This window comes from Polynucleobacter sp. GWA2_45_21 (genome assembly GCF_001830325.1).
In the GTDB taxonomy this organism is placed as follows: Bacteria; Pseudomonadota; Gammaproteobacteria; order Burkholderiales; family Burkholderiaceae; genus Polynucleobacter.
The window spans coordinates 1-17,009 of sequence record NZ_MHZG01000011.1 but is presented as its reverse complement, the minus strand read 5'-3'; the positions used below and the strand labels follow the sequence as shown (position 1 = coordinate 17,009).

Genomic DNA, 17,009 nt, shown 5'->3' with positions numbered 1-17,009 from the left:
AATGTCCCTATGACAAATAAAGTACAACTGAATGCGGCAACACAGCTTGCCAATCTGGGTGAAGAGCTCAACGTCCCATTTTTGAAATTGCTGGGCGTTCGTCTTATCAGCGCTGAAATGGGCAAAGGCGAAATACTGCTTGCCCTCAAGCCTGAGCATACCAATACCTGGGATGTAGCGCATGGCGGTGTATTACTTACGCTGATGGATGTAGCTATGGCGGTTGCCGCTCGATCTAGCGATCCCGGTGATCGCAGTGTCGTGACGGTGGAGATGAAAAATAATTTTATGCAGGCTGCCAATGGCATCTTGCGTGTAAAGGCTGATACTGTTCGACGTACTGCCACAATGGCTTTTTGTGAGGCTAAGCTTTACAACGATCAGGGTGAGATCTGTTGCATGGCAACAGGAACGTTTCAGTTTCTAAAGCGACTCGCCACTAAAGATGCAAATGGCGAACGAGTCATCAATGAGGATTCGCGTCAGCAGAAATGATGCAATGTTGATCGAATATCTAGACTGATAGATTTGATCCTGGGGCAGAACTAAGCTCTCCAGTCACAACATCGTGGCCCACAGTGCCATTGGCATCGAACCGTCTCTCCACCATTTCAAACTGACCATCTTTGCGAACTCGCAAAATGGTGCTCGAACGTGTTCCGTAAGAGGGCGTCTTGATAAATGCAGCTGATAGGGCTCTTTCCCAATCTGGGTTCACACCGGTACTAGGCAGCTCCTGTGGGCTGGCTTCATGGGTATCAGCCAATACACGTAAGTAGTGATCTGCATTTTTAAGCTGCCCACTATCCATTGCCAATGTTTGAGCGAATGCTGCAACTCGGTGATTAACTTTGGGCCATGGTGTGTCGAGCATGGCATTGGATAAGCCATAGACGCCAGGACTAAGAGCTTGCTCTGGAAAAACTTTTCTGGGGCGAATATTTTGACCCATCATCAGGCGATTGCTGACCCAATGCATTTCAGCGTTCTCAGGATCACTGAGATCTGCCATGAGTAGGTTGAAGCCATTGTATTGATCAAATCGCTTTGCATTTTCTTGTACATAAGCATGTGGCTTATGCTGACCAGTAAGGTACCGAAGACTAAGCTCCCCACGTGTTCTAGCGTCAGGATTTTTTTCACTAGGAGCTCTGACATTAGTTAGCGCAGCAAAGCGACCTGTTTTAGTAAAACCCAGCCAAGTTCCTGGACTGCCTAGAACATCAGCTCGATCTTTTCCAGCCAAAACATGAGGATGCTCATCCCACCAACCCAGGGGGTCAGTGTCACGCTCATAAAACTCATCTCTATTTGCCGCTACTACCAAAGGGTAGTCTGGATGTGACTTCCAGGCAAAGAGAATTAGGCACATAAGGAAATAGTTGAGCTAATGATGAAATTAAATTTCTAATAAGGGGTAGGGCAATATATCCATTTTTAACACAGGGCCGGTAGGCATGCCTAGATGGATTTCCCCAGTCTCAAGAGCATCTAGCTTGAGTTCGATCTGAAAATCAATTCGATCCGCATTTTCTGGGTTAGTAGCCGCAAGTACTACCATGCCGCATGGCTGACTCGCATCGCTTTCGTGAAATAACTCTACGCCTGGTTTGGCAAAATCTAGAGCGGATGAACTTAAATCGCTATGGGCAAGTTGCAGTCTACGTTTAACCGCGCCCCGGTATTGGCTTCTGGCAACAATCTCTTGTCCAGGGTAGCAACCCTTTTTGAAATCAACGCCTGCTACGGATTCAAGATTGACCATTTGCGGGACAAATTGCTCTTGGGTAGCTAAGACAATCCGAGGAATTCCACTCAATACCTCTAGGGAGTTCCATTGCCCTAATGCATCAATCTGAATCATGGATTCACTCGATTCAGTTTTTCTTTTGGCAATGAGCAAGCGCTCAAATGTGTGATTGGCAATTGAAACATCCGGCATCCGCAATGCAAAAGAGTGAGCAACTTCATAAGCTGGTTCAAGATCTTGATCATCTCGATATGCGCCAAAAATTTCCCAATCATTTGAGGCATCCGAAACTTTGACTTTTGACCGCAAAACATACATCGCCAACCGCTTGGCAATACTAGCGGCAATATCTTTAGAAGCAAAGAGTGCAAAGCGATCATCTGAGTCAGTGGATTCAGGAAATAAGCCAATCCAAGCGCTAGCCAAGAGACGTCCTTTGGGACTGCAATACCCCGCCAGGCGAACCGAGCCTAGTCCTTGCGCTATTTCTCCTGAAAAAGTGCGCTTCAGACCCAAAACAGAATTACTGAGCTGACTTTGAAGGAGGGTGGCGGCATCAGGCCCTTCAACCAGAATTAAGCCCCAATTGGGCAAAACAGTGCATCCATGGTTCAAAAAGGTTGTTGGCATTGGGTGGTTTTTAGGGCTTAAGGTCATGAGCTTTTATCATAGCTTGATGAGCAGAAAATTTCAGCGAAGAACGCTTTTCATAAAGCATTCCAAAGGAGGGGGATGGAAAGCCTATGGACTTTACCTGCTTGCTATTCTGATTTTGGTGTACGGGGCCATCTTTTTGTGGCCTGTTGTCCCATCGGTATCAAATGTTTCAGGGGGCTCCGCATACAAAATTAAGATTGCCCCTCAATCCAGCCTATCTTCTATTTCTAAGCAGTTAGCGACGCAGGGCATATCGTCCAATGTGTTGACCTTTCAGATAGCCGCAAGAGCGCTATTGGTTGGCTCAAAGCTCAAACCAGGAACCTATCTACTACCTCCCCGCGCTAGTCTCGGGAATATCCTGTTACAGATTGCACGAGGTGATCGAGTGCGAGAGAGCATAGCAATTATTCCCGGCATGACTATATGGCAGCTGCGAGCTCTCATTGACAATCACCCAGCCTTGATTCATCAAACTAAAGGCATTAGCTCAAAGGAGTTATTGCAATCTCTGGGCCTCTTCTATCCGGGTGATGAGGGACTTTTTTATCCAGATACCTATATTTTTGACCCAGATGACTCCGATATTTCTATTTACAGAAGGGCTTCACAGGCAATGCAAAAGCAGCTTAATGCTGTTTGGGAGCAAAAAAATGCAACCTTACCGCTTAGAACCCCTTATGAGCTTCTCATCCTGGGCTCAATAGTCGAAAAGGAGACTGGACGGTCTAGCGACCGATCCCTGGTTGCCGCAGTATTTATCAATCGACTGAATTTGAATATGCCATTGCAGACTGATCCAACGGTGATTTACGGTATTGGGCCTCGATTTGACGGTAATCTTCGAAAAGCAGATTTACGCAAAGACAGTCCCTACAATACTTATATGCGTAAAGGTTTGCCACCCACTCCAATAGCCATGCCAAGCAAAGAGTCCCTCCAAGCCGTAATTAACCCAGCAAAGAGCGATGCAATTTATTTTGTGGCACGCGGTGATGGCAGCAGCCATTTTTCAAAGACATTAAAAGAGCATGAAAGCGCCGTTGACCAATTTCAACGTAAACGTAGTGCACCAACTAAACCGAATTCACAATAATCTTTATGACGACTCCATTTCCAGGTTATTTCATTAGTTTTGAGGGTATTGATGGTGCCGGCAAGAGCACGCACATTCAATCATTTAGTCAACTGTTAAAACAACGCTATGCTGACCGTGAGGTTATTATGACTCGAGAGCCGGGTGGCACTCAATTAGGCGAACAGCTACGCGCATTATTGCTTGATGCCCCCATGAATTTAGAGACTGAAGCTTTGCTTATGTTTGCGGCTCGTCGCGAACATATTGCTCAAGTAATAGAGCCCGCATTGAAGGCTGGAAAGATTGTTATTTCTGATCGCTTTACCGATGCTAGCTTTGCTTATCAAGGTGGAGGTCGGGGCTTAAGCTTGACCAAGTTAAATGATCTAGAGCAGTGGGTGCAGGGTCGTCCAGATGGAACATTACTTCAACCGAATCTAACTTTTCTTTTTGATTTGCCCGGCTCAATTGCCGAAGCTAGAAGATCCAAGGTGAGGGCGCCTGATAAATTTGAGAAGATGGATTTAGATTTTTTTGAGAAGGTACGTCAAGAGTATCTTCGTAGAGCAAAGGCTGATTCGAAACGCTTTTATCTCGTTGATGCCACCAGAACGCCAGAAGCAATTTGGAGTGAGCTTGAATCACTGGAGATCAAACTCTAAATGAGTGATCTGATGTTTCCAAATGATTCGACTAAGAAAATAGCGCCTTGGCTTGAACCCATCTGGGCTGGCCTTGATTTAACTGCATTTCCCAATGCGGTATTGATTCATGGTCAATCAGGTATTGGAAAGTTTGAATTTTCTATTGAATTAGCTAAAGCGCTTTTATGTGAATCCTCGTCAAACGCGAAACCCTGCAATCAATGCGAAGCTTGTCGGTGGTTTGATTCGGGTAATCACCCTGACTTTATTGCCCTTGTGCCTGAGACGCATCGCAAGCTTTTGCCTCATGGTGACTTTGATTCCGAAGTCGACTCCCCTAAAAAAACTAAGGCCGCACAAGCTGACAGTGATAGTGATGGGCCCGAGAAGAAAGAGAAGAAAAGTATTTCCATTGAGGATGCTAGAAGTGCAATTGAAGGTCTATCGATTGGATCTCACCGGGGTGGGAATCGAGTAATTTTGGTTTATCCACTAGAGATGCTGAGGCCAGATTCTGCGAATACTTTATTGAAGTCTCTCGAGGAACCACCCAAGAATACGATCTTTATTTTGCTTGCTGATCGCCTTGATCGTGTTTTGCCAACAATTCGCTCTCGTTGTCGCTTATTGTCTGCGCCACGACCAGATCGATTAAGTGGCTTAAGTTGGTTGCACGCTCAACTTAATAAAGTACCTGGCCTAAAGATAAGTGATCCCGATATTGAGTCTATCTATGACGAGCAGGGTGGGGCGCCTTATGCAGTGTTTGAGTCCTTGAAGGCGCGCCACAACAAAGATGAAAAGGATGAGCTCACTATAGTTAACCAAGCCTCACGATATTTATTGCAGGCAATGTCGCAGGGCGCTCGCATCAATTGGTTAGATGCTGCAGATAAGACGCAAAAGGCACGCTATTCAGTTTTGCTGACAACTATGCAGCGCTGGGTCTCAGACCTGCAGAGTTGCGCTCAATTAGGCTCACCCCGTTATTACCCAAAGCATGAGGACTCAATTAAGGCCCTAGCTAAACAGGTCCGCCTACCAAAGTTGCTTCGTTTCTGGAAGTCTTTGACACAGGCGCGGCGTCATGAAAATCACCCTTTGGCAACTCGCATTCAATTAGAAGCCTTACTTTCTCAATACCAGCAGGTATTTGAAGATTAAAATGATGGGTCATGTTTATAGACTCACACTGCCATCTCGATTTCCCAGAATTTCAAGCTAGACTTCCTGAGGTTTTAGCCAATATGGCCGCCTGCAAGGTTAGTCATGCGCTTTGCGTTTCGGTTGATATCCCTGATTTCCCCAAAGTACGAAAACTTGCTGAGGATCACGCTCATTTATTTGCCTCGGTTGGAGTTCATCCGGACTACGAAGACACGCCAGAGCCTAGCTTTGAATTTTTGGTTGAAGAGGCCAAACACCCCAAAATCGTTGCTATAGGTGAGACTGGTTTGGACTACTATCGTATGGGTTATCGCAGTTATGAATCCATGGAATGGCAAAGAGAGCGATTTAGGACTCATATCAGAGCTGCCGTGGCATCCAAAAAGCCCCTCATCATTCACACTCGCTCATCTTCAGAAGATGCCCTCAAAATTCTAAAAGAGGAGGGTGCTGATCGAGTTGGTGGGGTTATGCACTGCTTTACGGAATCCACCGAGGTAGCTAAGGCAGCCATGGAAATGGGCTTTTACATCTCGTTTTCAGGTATTGTGACCTTTAAAAGCGCCAAAGATCTTCAGGAAACCTGCAAACAAGTCCCGCTGGATCGCATGTTGATTGAAACTGATTCACCTTACTTAGCCCCAATTCCTTATCGCGGCAAGACCAATGAGCCAGCCTGGGTATCCAAGGTTGGTGAATTTGTAGCCAACCTGAAGGGCGTCTCTGTTGAAGAGATTGCAGAGCGTACTTCCAGTAATTTTTTCCAATGTTTTCATATAAATAGAGCAATTTCATGAGAAATTCATTTAAATTATTTTTTGCTGCAAATGTAGCAACGCTATGCTTTGCAAGCAGTGTATTTGCGCAGACGGCCGATCAAATCGATGACTTTACAAAGGCCGCTAAGTTTGATGATGTTTCTGAGGTTCAGTCCCTGCTCAAGGCCGGCGTTAGTCCAAATACCTTGGATCCCAAGGGAAACCCCATGTTGATCGTTGCTATACGCGATAAATCCAAGAAAGTGACTGATTTACTCCTTACCAACCCTGCAACTAACGTCAATTTAGCTAACAAGAGCGGTGAAAATGCCCTGATGATGGCCGCTTTTGATGGTGATCTGCCAACAGTCAAGATGTTGGTTTTGGAAAAGAAGGCTTCCGTGAATAAGCGCGGCTGGGCACCAATTCACTATGCAGCTACTAACGGGCATCTACAAATTGTTCAATTTTTAATGACCCATGGAGCTAAGGTCAATGCCTTTAGTCCTAGCGAAACGACGCCTCTCATGATGGCTATAGGCTCTGGGAATGATGAGCTTATTAAGTATTTGCTAGATAACGGTGCCGACTTGAGTTTAAGGAATCATGAAGGCTATACAGCGATTGATATAGCGCAGTTATTTGGTAAAGACGATATTCGTGATGGCCTGACATCCAGATGGCAAAAGCTTTATAAAGAGCCTTATCCAGGCGGCCCAAAGAAGTCACCTACATAATTGATATTCTTGCTAATTGCGTATAATCATTATTATGTCAAATAAGAAATGAATCTAGAAAATCTTGGTATCGACTATGACATTCAGTAACTTATTAGAAAGGCTTCCAGGCCTTCACTCCCTACCCAGCATTAGCAATCTGTTTTCTGAAGTTAATGCCGATGTGGGCAATAGCGACATTGTGTTTTTATTAGTTATAGCTTGTTTGATGCTGACAATTCATGGAGTTGCCGTGTTGGTAATAGCGGGTATTTTCCACTGGGTTGATAACAAGTTAGAAGATAAGCGGGTTTATGGTGCTAACTTTTTGTCCTACTTCATAGCAATCTTGTTGATTGTTGGCATACATCTTCTAGAAATCATTGGCTGGACCTATATCTGTATTGGCTTGCAAGTTTTCCCCACCAACCTCCAAACGCTGTATTTCGCTGGAGAGATGTATACAACCGTTGGTTTCGGTGATTACATATTGACCGAGCGCTGGAAAATCATTCCTATCATCATTTCATTTAGTGGAATATTTGCGGTATCCCTCTCTGGTGCCGCACTTTACACCATGATGGGTGCCTTACTGGGAAAGCCTCAAAACCCTAAATCAGGTTCAGGGTTTTAGGCCGATCGATTAGTTAATGAGCTTAGAGTTGTCAATGGGCACTCTTTGCTTAAATACTAACTCAAGCACCCGACCATTTGACTCTAGTGAGCGCATCCTGCCGGGCAGCCAATCCAAATCTTTTGCTAACCAAATATCGACTTGGCGCTTGTAGGGGCTGCTTTCTCGTTGCATCAATGCATAGTGGCGATTGATTGACTTACCAAGGCTGGGTATGTCCTCTGACTCGTTTTCGCCATAGCTTTTAAATTGCCACATCTCTAAGGTGTCGTAATCAACTACTGGAATACCGCGAATCGACCCTGCCTCATCAATTTTGTCGCTTCCATTTAGCAATGATGCCAATTGAAACATTAGGCTAAATCGATCTTGAGTACCGGGAACAATTTCTGGAGTGTGATCAGGCTTTTCTGAGAAGAACATTTTTCCACTGCCCTGACCATCGCGTTCGAATCGAGAGTATCTGGGCGGCTTGTCACCGCGCTGAGTCCAGTAAATTGCTGGAGCAATTCCGTATGCATCGACAGAGCCACGAGATTCAAATACAAATGGCCCGACCACTGCATAAGGGATGTTGATATAAAGACGGTATTGATTACCTTCTGTAATCCAATCAAGTTGCGCCGTTTGGTAAAGCTGCCCATCTGCATAAGCATCAAAATAATAAGTGCCAGATTCGGGCAATTGAAAAGCTTGGCCGGATTGATCTCCCGGACCGCCCTGCTTTCCTTTACCATCGCCGTCGGCATTAGGTAATGGATCGGTTGAAACTGCGTTGGCACTTTTGGGTTGCTCTCGCTTCTTTGGGGAGCTTGAGAGTTGAATCTTCTTCGGTGGCTCAACTCGTAGATCTGTTTTGATGATGAGATCTTCAGATATTGGGGGTGCGCTACTAAACGAAAGAAAAGGTACCCCGAAAAATAAAATAAGGTGACCGGCAATAGATAGAAAAATTGCGGTAATCAGAATCCACAGAGATTTTCTGCGAATAGATAAAAGCAGATCGTCAAAAAAATCAATCAAGACATTAATGCTCGATAAAGTCGATCACCGCCCGAAGATGGTTGGCATAGTCAGCAATTCCATGATCACTTCCTTCAAGAATAAGCTGATTTGCGCCCGCGTAAAAAGCAGACATCTCTTTCCAATCGAGAAGCTCATCACCTTTTGCGGCAATTAAAAAATATCGCTCTGGATTGGAAATAGACTCAACTTGTAAATCACGTAACTGATCAATGTATTCAGCTTTAAAGTCGAAAGGTTCTTCGCTGTCATATGCTGTCATCATGCCCACATGCGGTTCCAATTCTCTGGCTGCATACACAGCAGGATTGAGTGCAATAGCTTTACATTGATATTTTTCAGCAAGGTAGTTTGTATAAAATCCACCCAAGGAGGACCCGATAATCACTATCCGATCAGCCTCAGATTGATCAATGTGACTTATCACCATATCCATACTTTCTTTTGGTGATGCCAGTAATTGTGGGCAATACCATTCATATCTATTTTCAGCATTTGAAAGCGCCCTCACCGCTTCACCAGTCATGATCGCCTTGGTAGAGTTTGGTGATGAACGAAAACCATGAAGGTAAACCAACAAAGTTCTTCTCATCAGTGCGCCTTAAGCTTTCTGCCCAATTTCAAAGTTCGCCATTTTCTCTAGCGCTTTAACCATCGCTGAATGATCCCAAGCTTTACCGCCATGTGCAGTACAAGAGTTGAGCAATTCTTGCGCTGTAGCAGTATTGGGTAGCGATACGCCTAATGCTTTGGCACTACTGAGTGCGAGGTTTAAATCTTTTTGATGCAATTCAATTCTGAAGCCAGGATCGAAAGTACGCTTGATCATACGCTCACCATGAACTTCTAATATCTTGGAGCTGGCAAAGCCTCCCATTAGTGCTTCGCGTACCTTGGCAGGATCGGCGCCCGCTTTAGCAGCAAATACTAGGGCTTCAGCAACGGCTTCAATGTTTAAAGCAACAATAATTTGATTGGCTACTTTAGTAATTTGACCAGCGCCATTGCCACCAACTAAGGTAATATTTTTGCCCATCAATTCAAAGACGGGTTTGACCTTTGCGAAAGTTGCTTCACTAGCGCCTACCATGATGGTCAGGCTCGCTGCCTTTGCCCCAACTTGGCCGCCAGAGACGGGGGCATCCACGTACTCACAACCTAGGGCATTAATACGCTTGGCAAACTCTTGAGTTGCAATCGGAGAGATTGAACTCATATCGACGACGATCTTGCCAGCCTTTAAGCCTTGGGCAATACCATGATCCCCAAAGAGAACTTTTTCCACATCAGGGGTATCTGGCACCATGGTGATAATGATGTCTGCTTTACTGGCGACCTCTGCCGGGTTAGAGCAAGCAATTGCAGCGCTATTGGCCAGCTCCTCTGGAATTTTGCTTCGGGTGGTGATAAATACTTCATGACCAGCGGCCACTAAATGGCTTGCCATCGGGGCACCCATAATTCCTAATCCAACAAAACCTAGTTTTAACTTGCTCATCGTGTCATCCTTAGTTATTAATTATTTGACTTACTAATTTGCCGCTTAATTTCAATATTGGTTCACCAATTTTTTTATCTACTACTAGCTCATTCCTGCTCATACGGGCCCATCCATCCAAGACCTGCTTCAGTTGATTTGAGGGGTTTGTATTCGCAACCGATGTAGCCGCTATATCCCAGTCGATCCAATAAACCAAAGAGATAGTTGTAGTTAATTTCACCTGTACCGGGCTCATTGCGACCTGGATTGTCGGCTATCTGAATGTGGGCGATGCGGCTAAAGTACTTTTGGATCGTATTGGCAAGCTCGCCTTCCATGCGTTGAGCATGGTAGATATCGTATTGTAAAAAGGCGTTATCTGCACCAACGGCATCCAAAATAGCAATACCCTGCTCTGTCTTTGATAAGTAAAAGCCTGGTATATCAAAGGTATTGATGGGCTCAATCAAGAGCTTCAAGCCCGCTTTTTTAAGTTCACCAGCAGCGTATTGCAAATTAGCAACCAGGGTATCGTGCAACGCTTTTGGGTCTGATCCCACGGGAACCTTGCCAGCAAGACAATTGAGCTGGGGCACACCCAAAATGGTGGCGTATTCGATTGCTTTAGCAACTCCAGAGCGAAATTCTGCAACCCGATCAGGCAAGCACGCAATACCGCGTTCTCCCGCACCCCAATCACCAGCAGGTAGGTTATGCAGTGCCAGCTTCAGGGCATTGTGGTCTAGAGCTGATTTAATCGCCTGAACATCAAATGCATAGGGAAACAGAAACTCAACAGCCTTAAACCCGCCGGTCTTGGCAAGCGCAAAACGCTCCAAGAATGGAACTTCATTAAATAACATGGTGAGGTTAGCGGCAAAACGGGGCATGGAATTCCTTTGGCTTGAATCACTCAGAAAGAAGTGATGTTATCAAAGAAGCTTATAAATTTCCTTGAGCACTATGGGATGGCACTTTAAGTGAATTTGGGGGTAAAAATACGCTAATATCATGATAGAAACACACATTATTAAGGAAAGTTATGAAAATCAAATTCGCCCCAATTACCCTTGTAGCCGCCGCCCTTTTAGCAGGCCCAGCACTCACAATGGCTCAAACCCCTAGCGCACCAAATGCGGTTGTGGTGGATGCTGCCGTTACTGACAATATTTTTCAACTCTATGAGGGTACCGTTACTAAGATTGATAAGAAAACACGCACAATTTTCTTTAAAAACAATGAAGGTGAATCCAAATTCGTTGCAGGCCCTGAGATCAAAAACTTTGATCAAATCAAAAAAGGTGACCAGCTGAGCGTAACCTATGAACTTGCTGTTGCAATTGAACTGATCAAGACTAAGAGTGATGGAATTCGTAGCAAAGTGGAGGCTTCCTCTGAGGTTGCTTCTAAGCCTGGTGAAAAGCCAACGCGCACGATTACCAACACCACTACCATCATTGCCGACATTATTGCCGTTGATCGCCCTAAGAAACTCGTTTCCGTTAAGGGTCCTAGTGGCAAAGTTACTGTCGTAACAGTAAAGAACCCGCAGCTGTTAGCGGATGTAAATGTTGGCGAGCAAGTTAAGGTAATTTATTTCGATGCAATGGCCGCATCCATCACCACTCCGAAAAAGAAGTAAAAAGTATTGAATAAACGCAGGGATCTGATTTGAGCATTCGCATCTATTGGGTCCTTGCGCTTGTCGCCCTACTCTCAGCTTGTGCTAACACCACTCGCCCAGGAGTGGTTGGAGTAAACCGATCACAATTCATGATGGCTTCATCCGAAGAGGTGAATCGCCTTTCTGCTGCAAGTTACAGTGAGCAAAATCAAAAAGCAAAAGAGAAAAATATACTGGTTAGCTCTGGGCCTACTTACAATCGCTTAAAGTTGATTGCCAATAGGTTAATTCCTCAGACTGAGGCATTTAGAGATGACACCAGACAATGGGATTGGCAATTAACTCTTATTGATGCGCCAATACTGAATGCCACCTGCGCACCTGGCGGAAAGATTACTTTCTACACCGGAATAATTGAACAACTCAATCTGAATGATGATGAAATAGCTGCCATCATGGGTCATGAGATTGCCCACGCATTAAGAGAGCATGGTAGAGAGCGCGTATCTCAAGCGGTAGCGCAAAATGTATTAGTAAATATTGCTTCAGCTCTAGCTGGCCCCTATGGTTCTGCAGTAAGCGCTGCCAATCAGGTAGCTCACTACGCAATCGTTTTACCTAACTCACGCGAGGATGAGTCTGAAGCAGATGCAATTGGATTGGAGTTGGCAGCAAGAGCAGGCTATAACCCCATGGGTGCAATTAGCGTATGGCAAAAGATGCTAAGAGCAACTAAAGATAAAAGCTCTCCTGAGTTCCTATCCACCCACCCTTCTGGGGAAACTCGTATTGAACAATTAACTGCTCTAATGCCAGCGGTTGAGCCCATCTACAAAGCGGCACCTAAACCGCCTTCAAGCAATCAAAAGAAGATATAACTTGTCAATAGAGTACATTTAAGTGTGATGGATGGATTCTGTCACAGCAATAAGCGCAATCTATCAAGGGGGTAATTCATGGAAAAGCTAACAGCTCGGCAGCGTTATTTAATTGCCGTGATTGTCATGGCAGTGCTAATGGCAGGCCCCTTTATGGCACTTGGCTTGTATGCTTGGTTTGAAGGGGTTGAGGAGCACCGTGCTATTTTTCTTCAGTATTTACAGCAGCTTTTTCCTCTTGGAGTTGCGCTCACCTTGGGTGCCTTGATATTAGGCTTTGTGGTGCTTAATCGACTGTTTAATACATATGTCACTGGTATTGCCGCTACCTCAGAGCGCCTCAAAGTTATGCTCAATAGCAATCGAGAGTTGCGCCTTGAACTTCAAGGTCCGCCAGAATTGCGTGAAGTCATTCATGCCATGAATCGCTTGGCTGATCAACGGGATCATAAGATTGATGAGATTGAAGAAAAAATTAAAGAGCAGATTTCCATCTATCAATCACTATGTGATAGATCGTCAGATGCCTCACTATTGGACAGGCCATTAGCGAGTCTTATTTACACAGCGTTTGATACTGAAACAACGGGCTTGCAACCGAGTCATGGTGATGAAATTATCCAGATTGGTGCGCTAAAAGTTTCCAGTGGAAAGATCCATACGGATGAGACCTTTGAAGCTCTCATTGATCCAAGGCGCTCAATCTCTGCAGAGAGTATCAAAATTCATGGAATAACCCAAGCAGAAGTAGATGGAAAGCCCACCATTGATCAGGTGTTACCAATTTTTTATAAGTTTTGCGATGGCAGCGTGCTACTTGGTCATAACGTTGCATTTGATATGCGGTTTTTGCAGTTAAAAGAGCAGTCAACCCATATCGTCTTTAAGCAGCCTGTTATTGATACCTTGTTGCTTTCAGCGGTAGCCTACCCAAATCAGCCGCTACATAGCCTGGAATCTAGTATGGCGCTCTTAGGTGTGCAAATTGAGCATCGTCACAATGCCTGCTCTGATGCAGTCGCTACAGCACAAGTATTTTTGAAGCTAGTTCCTCTATTGGAGGAGCGTGGGATTATTACGCTCGGGCAAGCGATTGAAGCTTCCAAGAAAACACCCTATGCAAGACTTTCTTACTAATAAGAAATGGGGAAATAAAAAAGGGCCAAAAGGCCCTTAATTATTGATATTGGCGGAGCGGACGGGACTCGAACCCGCGACCCTCGGCGTGACAGGCCGATATTCTAACCAACTGAACTACCGCTCCAATACAGCGAGTGCTACTTGTGTCACTACTTACTACTCACAACTAGCCAAAAATTTGGCGTCCCCAGGGGGATTCGAACCCCCGTACTCACCGTGAAAGGGTGATGTCCTAGGCCTCTAGACGATGGGGACCTGGACTACTGCAAAAAACTAATACCGCCATTTTAAATGCTTGGTGGAGATAAGCGGGATCGAACCGCTGACCTCTTGCATGCCATGCAAGCGCTCTCCCAGCTGAGCTATACCCCCGTAATCTCGCTAAAAATCTACAAGACACTCAAAACAATCCAAGATTTTATCCTATTTTTGTAGGAGGACGCAAATTCTGCTCTAGACGACCTTGGAAAGCCTTTGTACGACCTCATCCTTGCCCAAAACAACCATGACAGAATCAATCGCCGGGGTCTGTGTTGTCGCAAATAAGGCGTAGCGAACAGGCATAGCTAGGGCTGGCATTTTGATCTGGTGCTTGGCTAAAACTTCTTTAAAGGCTAGTCCATAAGCCGCCTTTGTATGCCCTGCTGATTTAACCGCTTCGATCAAATCTTTTAGCGCCGGGATGATTTCAGCGGGAATATTTGCAGCAATCTGTTCTGAACTATGTACGGGTGCAGGCAGATAAAAAAGCTTTGCGCCTTCTGCAATTTCTATCAGTGTGTTGGCACGATCTTTCAGAAGCCCCACTACCTGAACAAAGTCTGGACCATTTTCTGTATCGATGCCTAACTCGTGAGCGAATGGCTTAGTCGCCTCTGCCAAGATCGCAGGATCAGCATTCTGAATATATTGATGATTAAGCCAAAGTAATTTTTCAGGATTATGTTGTGCGGGTGAGCGACCGAGACTGTCTAAATCAAACCAATTCACAAACTGCTCTTTAGTAAAAATTTCCGCGTCACCATGAGACCACCCTAGCCTTGCCAGGTAATTCAGAATGGCTTCCGGCAAATACCCTGCTTTTTGGTAATCACGCACGCTCATAGCTCCATTACGCTTGCTCATTTTTTCGCCAGAGTCATTGAGGACTGTTGGTAAATGGGCATATACCGGCGGCGTTCCGCCAAGCGCCTTCATGATGTTGATTTGGCGAGGCGTGTTATTCACATGATCATCGCCACGAATGACGTGGGTGATATTCATATCGAGATCATCCACCACCACGCAGAAGTTATAGGTCGGAGTGCCGTCGGGTCGGGCAATCACCAAATCATCTAACTCATCATTGCTAATTTCGATTTTGCCTTTAACTGCGTCTTCCCAGATAACGGATCCACCTATGGGGTTCTTAAAGCGAATTACCGGCAGAACACCCTCAGGTATTGCTGGCAGTGTTTTTCCTGGCTCTGGGCGCCATTGGCCGTTATAGCGAGGCTTTTCTTTATTGGCCATCTGATGGTCGCGGAGCTTATTAAGCTCTTCTTCGCTCATATAACAAGGGTATGCGAGACCAGCATCCAACATCTGCTTCACAACTTCACGGTAACGATCAATGCGTTGCATCTGGTAAATCGGGCCCTCATCCAAATCGAGGCCAAGCCAGGCCATACCCTCAATGATGACGTCTACCGCTTCTTGGGTAGAACGCTCAACATCGGTATCCTCGATGCGCAGAATAAAGTCACCCTTATTGTGGCGAGCAAAAGCCCATGGATATAAGGCGCTGCGAAGGTTGCCCAAATGAATAAAGCCCGTTGGACTGGGGGCGAATCGTGTACGTATTTGCATAAATGACATTATCTCAGGTCAGCCTAGAAATTGGCCATTTAGGACTCAATTCTGAAAAAAGTGGATACTTTCACTTATGAATGAATTACTTGTATTTATGTGTGATGGCGCCCCGGTCCGTGGGGAAATTGTTTCCATTAGCAGTGCCTGGCAGGCCGTTTTGGAGCGTCGTAATGATCCTCCTGTAGTGCGCCGAATGCTGGGTGACTTTGTGGGCGCAGCAACCCTCTTGAGCGCTAGCCTTAAATTTGATGGGACCCTGATTATTCAAGCCCAGAGTAAAGGCCCTATTCAGCTTCTCGTGGTTGAATGCAAATCTGATCTAACTATGCGCGCCACAGTCAAGCTCTCCGTAGAGGCAGATAGCATTGACCCCAATGCCACGCTAGGTGAATTGCTAGATGCCGACAATACGGGTCGCCTCGTCATTACCTTGGACCCTTCCGACCGTCAGCCCGGTCAACCACCCTATCAAGGCATTGTGGCCCTCCAGGAGCATCGTGGCACGGTTATTAAGCCCGTTACCAGCGCTGCTGAAGCCATTGCTTTGTATATGCAAAATTCAGAACAGGTAGATACCCGGATTTGGCTGGCATCAAACGACACCCATGTAGGTGGATTGCTTTTACAGCGCTTGCCTGACTCTGGGGGGCATGCTCACCTAGATCCGCAACTTGCAGCTGAAGGCTGGACCAGAATTCAGACTCTTGGTGAGACGATCACAAATGAAGAATTGTTAACCCTTCCGCCCGAAACAATACTGCGTCGACTTTTCTTGGAAGAGTCAGCAGAAAATGGTGTCCGAAGCTTCCCAGCTCGCCCTGTTCGTTTTAGTTGCCGTTGTTCGCGCGCCAAGGTGGCTGATGTCCTCAGAATGCTCGGCGAAGAGGAGGTTGAAAGCATTCTTGCAGAGCAAGGTGCTGTAGAGACTGAGTGTGATTTTTGTGCCAAAGCCTATCGCTTTGACGCCGTTGATTGCAGGCAAGTGTTTAAAACAGATTTGTTAGCAGATGCAACAAGGCCGCCATCGAGCGGTCACTAGGAAACAGTACTAGCGTTTAGTGCTTGTTGGCTTCACGCCATCTGCATCATTTGTGGTGGGTTTTTCAGTTGGCAAAATTTGAACGAAAAATTCGCCTTCTTTAATCATGCCATGCTCAACACGAGCACGTTCTTCGATTGCGCGGGTACCCTCTTTTAAATCTTTCACATCACCAGTGAGTTTGGCATTACGCAAGCTGAGCAGGCTATTTTTAGCCCGCTGCAAATCAAGCTGCCTCTCCATTTCATAAACCTTGAGCCATCCACCCTTACCCAACCAAAGCGGGTACTGTATTGCAATCAGCAATAACAGCATAGAGTAGATGGCGATGCGCATAGACTAAAAGCTAATTAGTGATTAGCGCTTGAGGTTGTAAAAAACAGATTTTCCTGGGTAGGTAGCAACATCGCCCAAGTCTTCTTCAATGCGCAATAACTGGTTGTACTTAGCAATTCGATCAGAGCGAGACAAAGAGCCAGTCTTTATCTGGCCAGCATTCGTGCCAACAGCAATATCAGCAATAGTGCTGTCTTCTGTTTCACCGGAGCGATGAGAAATCACTGCAGTGTA

Annotated in this window: 19 protein-coding genes, 3 tRNA genes and 1 pseudogene; 11 read left to right on the top strand and 12 right to left on the bottom strand. The window is 45.6% G+C overall.

What is annotated here, in order from left to right:
- Positions 1-9: 9 nt before the first annotated feature.
- Positions 10-495, top strand: coding sequence for a PaaI family thioesterase (locus tag A2X74_RS08210; protein WP_215300764.1), 486 nt, complete (start codon positions 10-12; stop codon positions 493-495).
- Positions 496-514: 19 nt separating this feature from the next.
- Here A2X74_RS08210 and A2X74_RS08205 read toward each other — a convergent pair whose 3' ends face one another.
- Both A2X74_RS08205 and A2X74_RS08200 read right to left on the bottom strand, forming a co-directional pair.
- Positions 515-1,372: an NRDE family protein gene (locus A2X74_RS08205; protein WP_293627099.1), complete on the bottom strand. Its 858-nt coding sequence runs from the start codon at positions 1,370-1,372 to the stop codon at positions 515-517.
- 27 nt (positions 1,373-1,399) lie between these two features.
- Entirely contained in the window at positions 1,400-2,407 is a 1,008-nt protein-coding gene (locus A2X74_RS08200; RefSeq protein WP_293627101.1) for a folate-binding protein, read from the bottom strand.
- 19 nt (positions 2,408-2,426) lie between these two features.
- On the opposite strand from A2X74_RS08200, the gene mltG reads away from it, so the two are divergent.
- From mltG to A2X74_RS08170, 6 genes are all read left to right on the top strand, one after another.
- Positions 2,427-3,503 carry an endolytic transglycosylase MltG gene (gene mltG / locus A2X74_RS08195; protein ID WP_293627103.1) on the top strand — a complete coding sequence of 359 codons (1,077 nt, stop codon included), beginning with the start codon at positions 2,427-2,429 and terminating at the stop codon, positions 3,501-3,503.
- Between the two features lie 5 nt (positions 3,504-3,508).
- A complete protein-coding gene (tmk, locus tag A2X74_RS08190; RefSeq protein WP_293627105.1) occupies positions 3,509-4,147 on the top strand; it encodes a dTMP kinase in 639 nt (212 codons plus the stop codon).
- Positions 4,148-5,293, top strand: a complete 1,146-nt coding sequence (locus tag A2X74_RS08185) for a DNA polymerase III subunit delta' (protein ID WP_293627107.1) — start codon at positions 4,148-4,150, stop codon at positions 5,291-5,293.
- Between the two features lie 11 nt (positions 5,294-5,304).
- Positions 5,305-6,093 (top strand): TatD family hydrolase, encoded by a 789-nt coding sequence (locus A2X74_RS08180; RefSeq protein ID WP_293627109.1) that lies wholly within the window; start codon positions 5,305-5,307, stop codon positions 6,091-6,093.
- A complete protein-coding gene (locus A2X74_RS08175) occupies positions 6,090-6,791 on the top strand; it encodes an ankyrin repeat domain-containing protein (RefSeq protein ID WP_293627111.1) in 702 nt (233 codons plus the stop codon). The genes A2X74_RS08180 and A2X74_RS08175 overlap by 4 nt, the downstream gene beginning before the upstream one ends.
- Positions 6,792-6,867: 76 nt before the next feature.
- Positions 6,868-7,404: an ion channel gene (locus A2X74_RS08170; protein ID WP_293627113.1), complete on the top strand. Its 537-nt coding sequence runs from the start codon at positions 6,868-6,870 to the stop codon at positions 7,402-7,404.
- Between the two features lie 9 nt (positions 7,405-7,413).
- On the opposite strand, the gene A2X74_RS08165 is transcribed toward A2X74_RS08170, so the two are convergent.
- From A2X74_RS08165 to hyi, 4 genes are all read right to left on the bottom strand, one after another.
- Complete coding sequence (locus tag A2X74_RS08165) at positions 7,414-8,427, bottom strand: DUF3108 domain-containing protein (protein ID WP_293627115.1); 1,014 nt, start codon at positions 8,425-8,427, stop codon at positions 7,414-7,416.
- A gap of 4 nt (positions 8,428-8,431) precedes the next feature.
- Entirely contained in the window at positions 8,432-9,019 is a 588-nt protein-coding gene (locus A2X74_RS08160) for a YqiA/YcfP family alpha/beta fold hydrolase (protein ID WP_293627117.1), read from the bottom strand.
- A gap of 9 nt (positions 9,020-9,028) precedes the next feature.
- On the bottom strand, positions 9,029-9,925 hold the full coding sequence (locus A2X74_RS08155; protein ID WP_293627119.1) for a 2-hydroxy-3-oxopropionate reductase: 897 nt from the start codon (positions 9,923-9,925) through the stop codon (positions 9,029-9,031).
- Positions 9,926-10,014: 89 nt separating this feature from the next.
- A complete protein-coding gene (gene hyi, locus A2X74_RS08150) occupies positions 10,015-10,797 on the bottom strand; it encodes a hydroxypyruvate isomerase (RefSeq protein ID WP_293627121.1) in 783 nt (260 codons plus the stop codon).
- Between the two features lie 152 nt (positions 10,798-10,949).
- Between hyi and A2X74_RS08145 the strand changes: the two genes are divergently transcribed.
- From A2X74_RS08145 to A2X74_RS08135, 3 genes are all read left to right on the top strand, one after another.
- On the top strand, positions 10,950-11,549 hold the full coding sequence (locus A2X74_RS08145; RefSeq protein WP_293627123.1) for a hypothetical protein: 600 nt from the start codon (positions 10,950-10,952) through the stop codon (positions 11,547-11,549).
- A gap of 29 nt (positions 11,550-11,578) precedes the next feature.
- Positions 11,579-12,409, top strand: a complete 831-nt coding sequence (locus A2X74_RS08140) for a M48 family metallopeptidase (protein WP_293627125.1) — start codon at positions 11,579-11,581, stop codon at positions 12,407-12,409.
- A 78-nt stretch (positions 12,410-12,487) separates the two neighbouring features.
- The gene (locus A2X74_RS08135) at positions 12,488-13,546 is read left to right on the top strand and encodes a 3'-5' exonuclease (RefSeq protein ID WP_293627127.1); all 1,059 of its coding nucleotides are present in this window, start codon (positions 12,488-12,490) and stop codon (positions 13,544-13,546) included.
- Between the two features lie 50 nt (positions 13,547-13,596).
- Here the strand turns inward: A2X74_RS08135 and A2X74_RS08130 are convergent.
- The 4 genes from A2X74_RS08130 to gltX form a co-directional block, all read right to left on the bottom strand.
- Positions 13,597-13,673: transfer RNA gene (locus A2X74_RS08130), tRNA-Asp, on the bottom strand.
- A 55-nt stretch (positions 13,674-13,728) separates the two neighbouring features.
- Positions 13,729-13,804: transfer RNA gene (locus tag A2X74_RS08125), tRNA-Glu, on the bottom strand.
- Positions 13,805-13,845: 41 nt separating this feature from the next.
- Positions 13,846-13,921 (bottom strand) — tRNA-Ala (locus A2X74_RS08120).
- Positions 13,922-14,002: 81 nt separating this feature from the next.
- Positions 14,003-15,406, bottom strand: coding sequence for a glutamate--tRNA ligase (gene gltX, locus A2X74_RS08115; protein WP_293625851.1), 1,404 nt, complete (start codon positions 15,404-15,406; stop codon positions 14,003-14,005).
- Between the two features lie 67 nt (positions 15,407-15,473).
- Here gltX and A2X74_RS08110 point away from each other — a divergent pair, with 67 nt between their 5' ends.
- Entirely contained in the window at positions 15,474-16,439 is a 966-nt protein-coding gene (locus tag A2X74_RS08110) for an Hsp33 family molecular chaperone HslO (protein ID WP_293625849.1), read from the top strand.
- A 9-nt stretch (positions 16,440-16,448) separates the two neighbouring features.
- On the opposite strand, the gene ftsB is transcribed toward A2X74_RS08110, so the two are convergent.
- Entirely contained in the window at positions 16,449-16,775 is a 327-nt protein-coding gene (ftsB, locus tag A2X74_RS08105) for a cell division protein FtsB (protein ID WP_293625847.1), read from the bottom strand.
- 21 nt (positions 16,776-16,796) lie between these two features.
- Positions 16,797-17,009, bottom strand: a pseudogene (gene eno, locus A2X74_RS08100) (phosphopyruvate hydratase); the annotation flags it as partial.

What these genes read in the sequence shown, in the direction of transcription:
- A2X74_RS08210 (WP_215300764.1), top strand. Translation starts at nt 10, where the DNA reads ATGACAAATAAAGTACAACTGAATGCGGCAACACAGCTTGCCAATCTG.
- A2X74_RS08170 (WP_293627113.1), top strand. Translation starts at nt 6,868, where the DNA reads ATGACATTCAGTAACTTATTAGAAAGGCTTCCAGGCCTTCACTCCCTA.
- mltG (WP_293627103.1), top strand. Translation starts at nt 2,427, where the DNA reads ATGAGCAGAAAATTTCAGCGAAGAACGCTTTTCATAAAGCATTCCAAA.
- ftsB (WP_293625847.1), bottom strand. Translation starts at nt 16,775, where the DNA reads ATGCGCATCGCCATCTACTCTATGCTGTTATTGCTGATTGCAATACAG.
- A2X74_RS08145 (WP_293627123.1), top strand. Translation starts at nt 10,950, where the DNA reads ATGAAAATCAAATTCGCCCCAATTACCCTTGTAGCCGCCGCCCTTTTA.
- A2X74_RS08205 (WP_293627099.1), bottom strand. Translation starts at nt 1,372, where the DNA reads ATGTGCCTAATTCTCTTTGCCTGGAAGTCACATCCAGACTACCCTTTG.
- tmk (WP_293627105.1), top strand. Translation starts at nt 3,509, where the DNA reads ATGACGACTCCATTTCCAGGTTATTTCATTAGTTTTGAGGGTATTGAT.
- A2X74_RS08110 (WP_293625849.1), top strand. Translation starts at nt 15,474, where the DNA reads ATGAATGAATTACTTGTATTTATGTGTGATGGCGCCCCGGTCCGTGGG.
- A2X74_RS08135 (WP_293627127.1), top strand. Translation starts at nt 12,488, where the DNA reads ATGGAAAAGCTAACAGCTCGGCAGCGTTATTTAATTGCCGTGATTGTC.
- A2X74_RS08155 (WP_293627119.1), bottom strand. Translation starts at nt 9,925, where the DNA reads ATGAGCAAGTTAAAACTAGGTTTTGTTGGATTAGGAATTATGGGTGCC.
- A2X74_RS08175 (WP_293627111.1), top strand. Translation starts at nt 6,090, where the DNA reads ATGAGAAATTCATTTAAATTATTTTTTGCTGCAAATGTAGCAACGCTA.
- A2X74_RS08200 (WP_293627101.1), bottom strand. Translation starts at nt 2,407, where the DNA reads ATGACCTTAAGCCCTAAAAACCACCCAATGCCAACAACCTTTTTGAAC.
- gltX (WP_293625851.1), bottom strand. Translation starts at nt 15,406, where the DNA reads ATGTCATTTATGCAAATACGTACACGATTCGCCCCCAGTCCAACGGGC.
- A2X74_RS08180 (WP_293627109.1), top strand. Translation starts at nt 5,305, where the DNA reads ATGTTTATAGACTCACACTGCCATCTCGATTTCCCAGAATTTCAAGCT.
- A2X74_RS08160 (WP_293627117.1), bottom strand. Translation starts at nt 9,019, where the DNA reads ATGAGAAGAACTTTGTTGGTTTACCTTCATGGTTTTCGTTCATCACCA.
- hyi (WP_293627121.1), bottom strand. Translation starts at nt 10,797, where the DNA reads ATGCCCCGTTTTGCCGCTAACCTCACCATGTTATTTAATGAAGTTCCA.
- A2X74_RS08185 (WP_293627107.1), top strand. Translation starts at nt 4,148, where the DNA reads ATGAGTGATCTGATGTTTCCAAATGATTCGACTAAGAAAATAGCGCCT.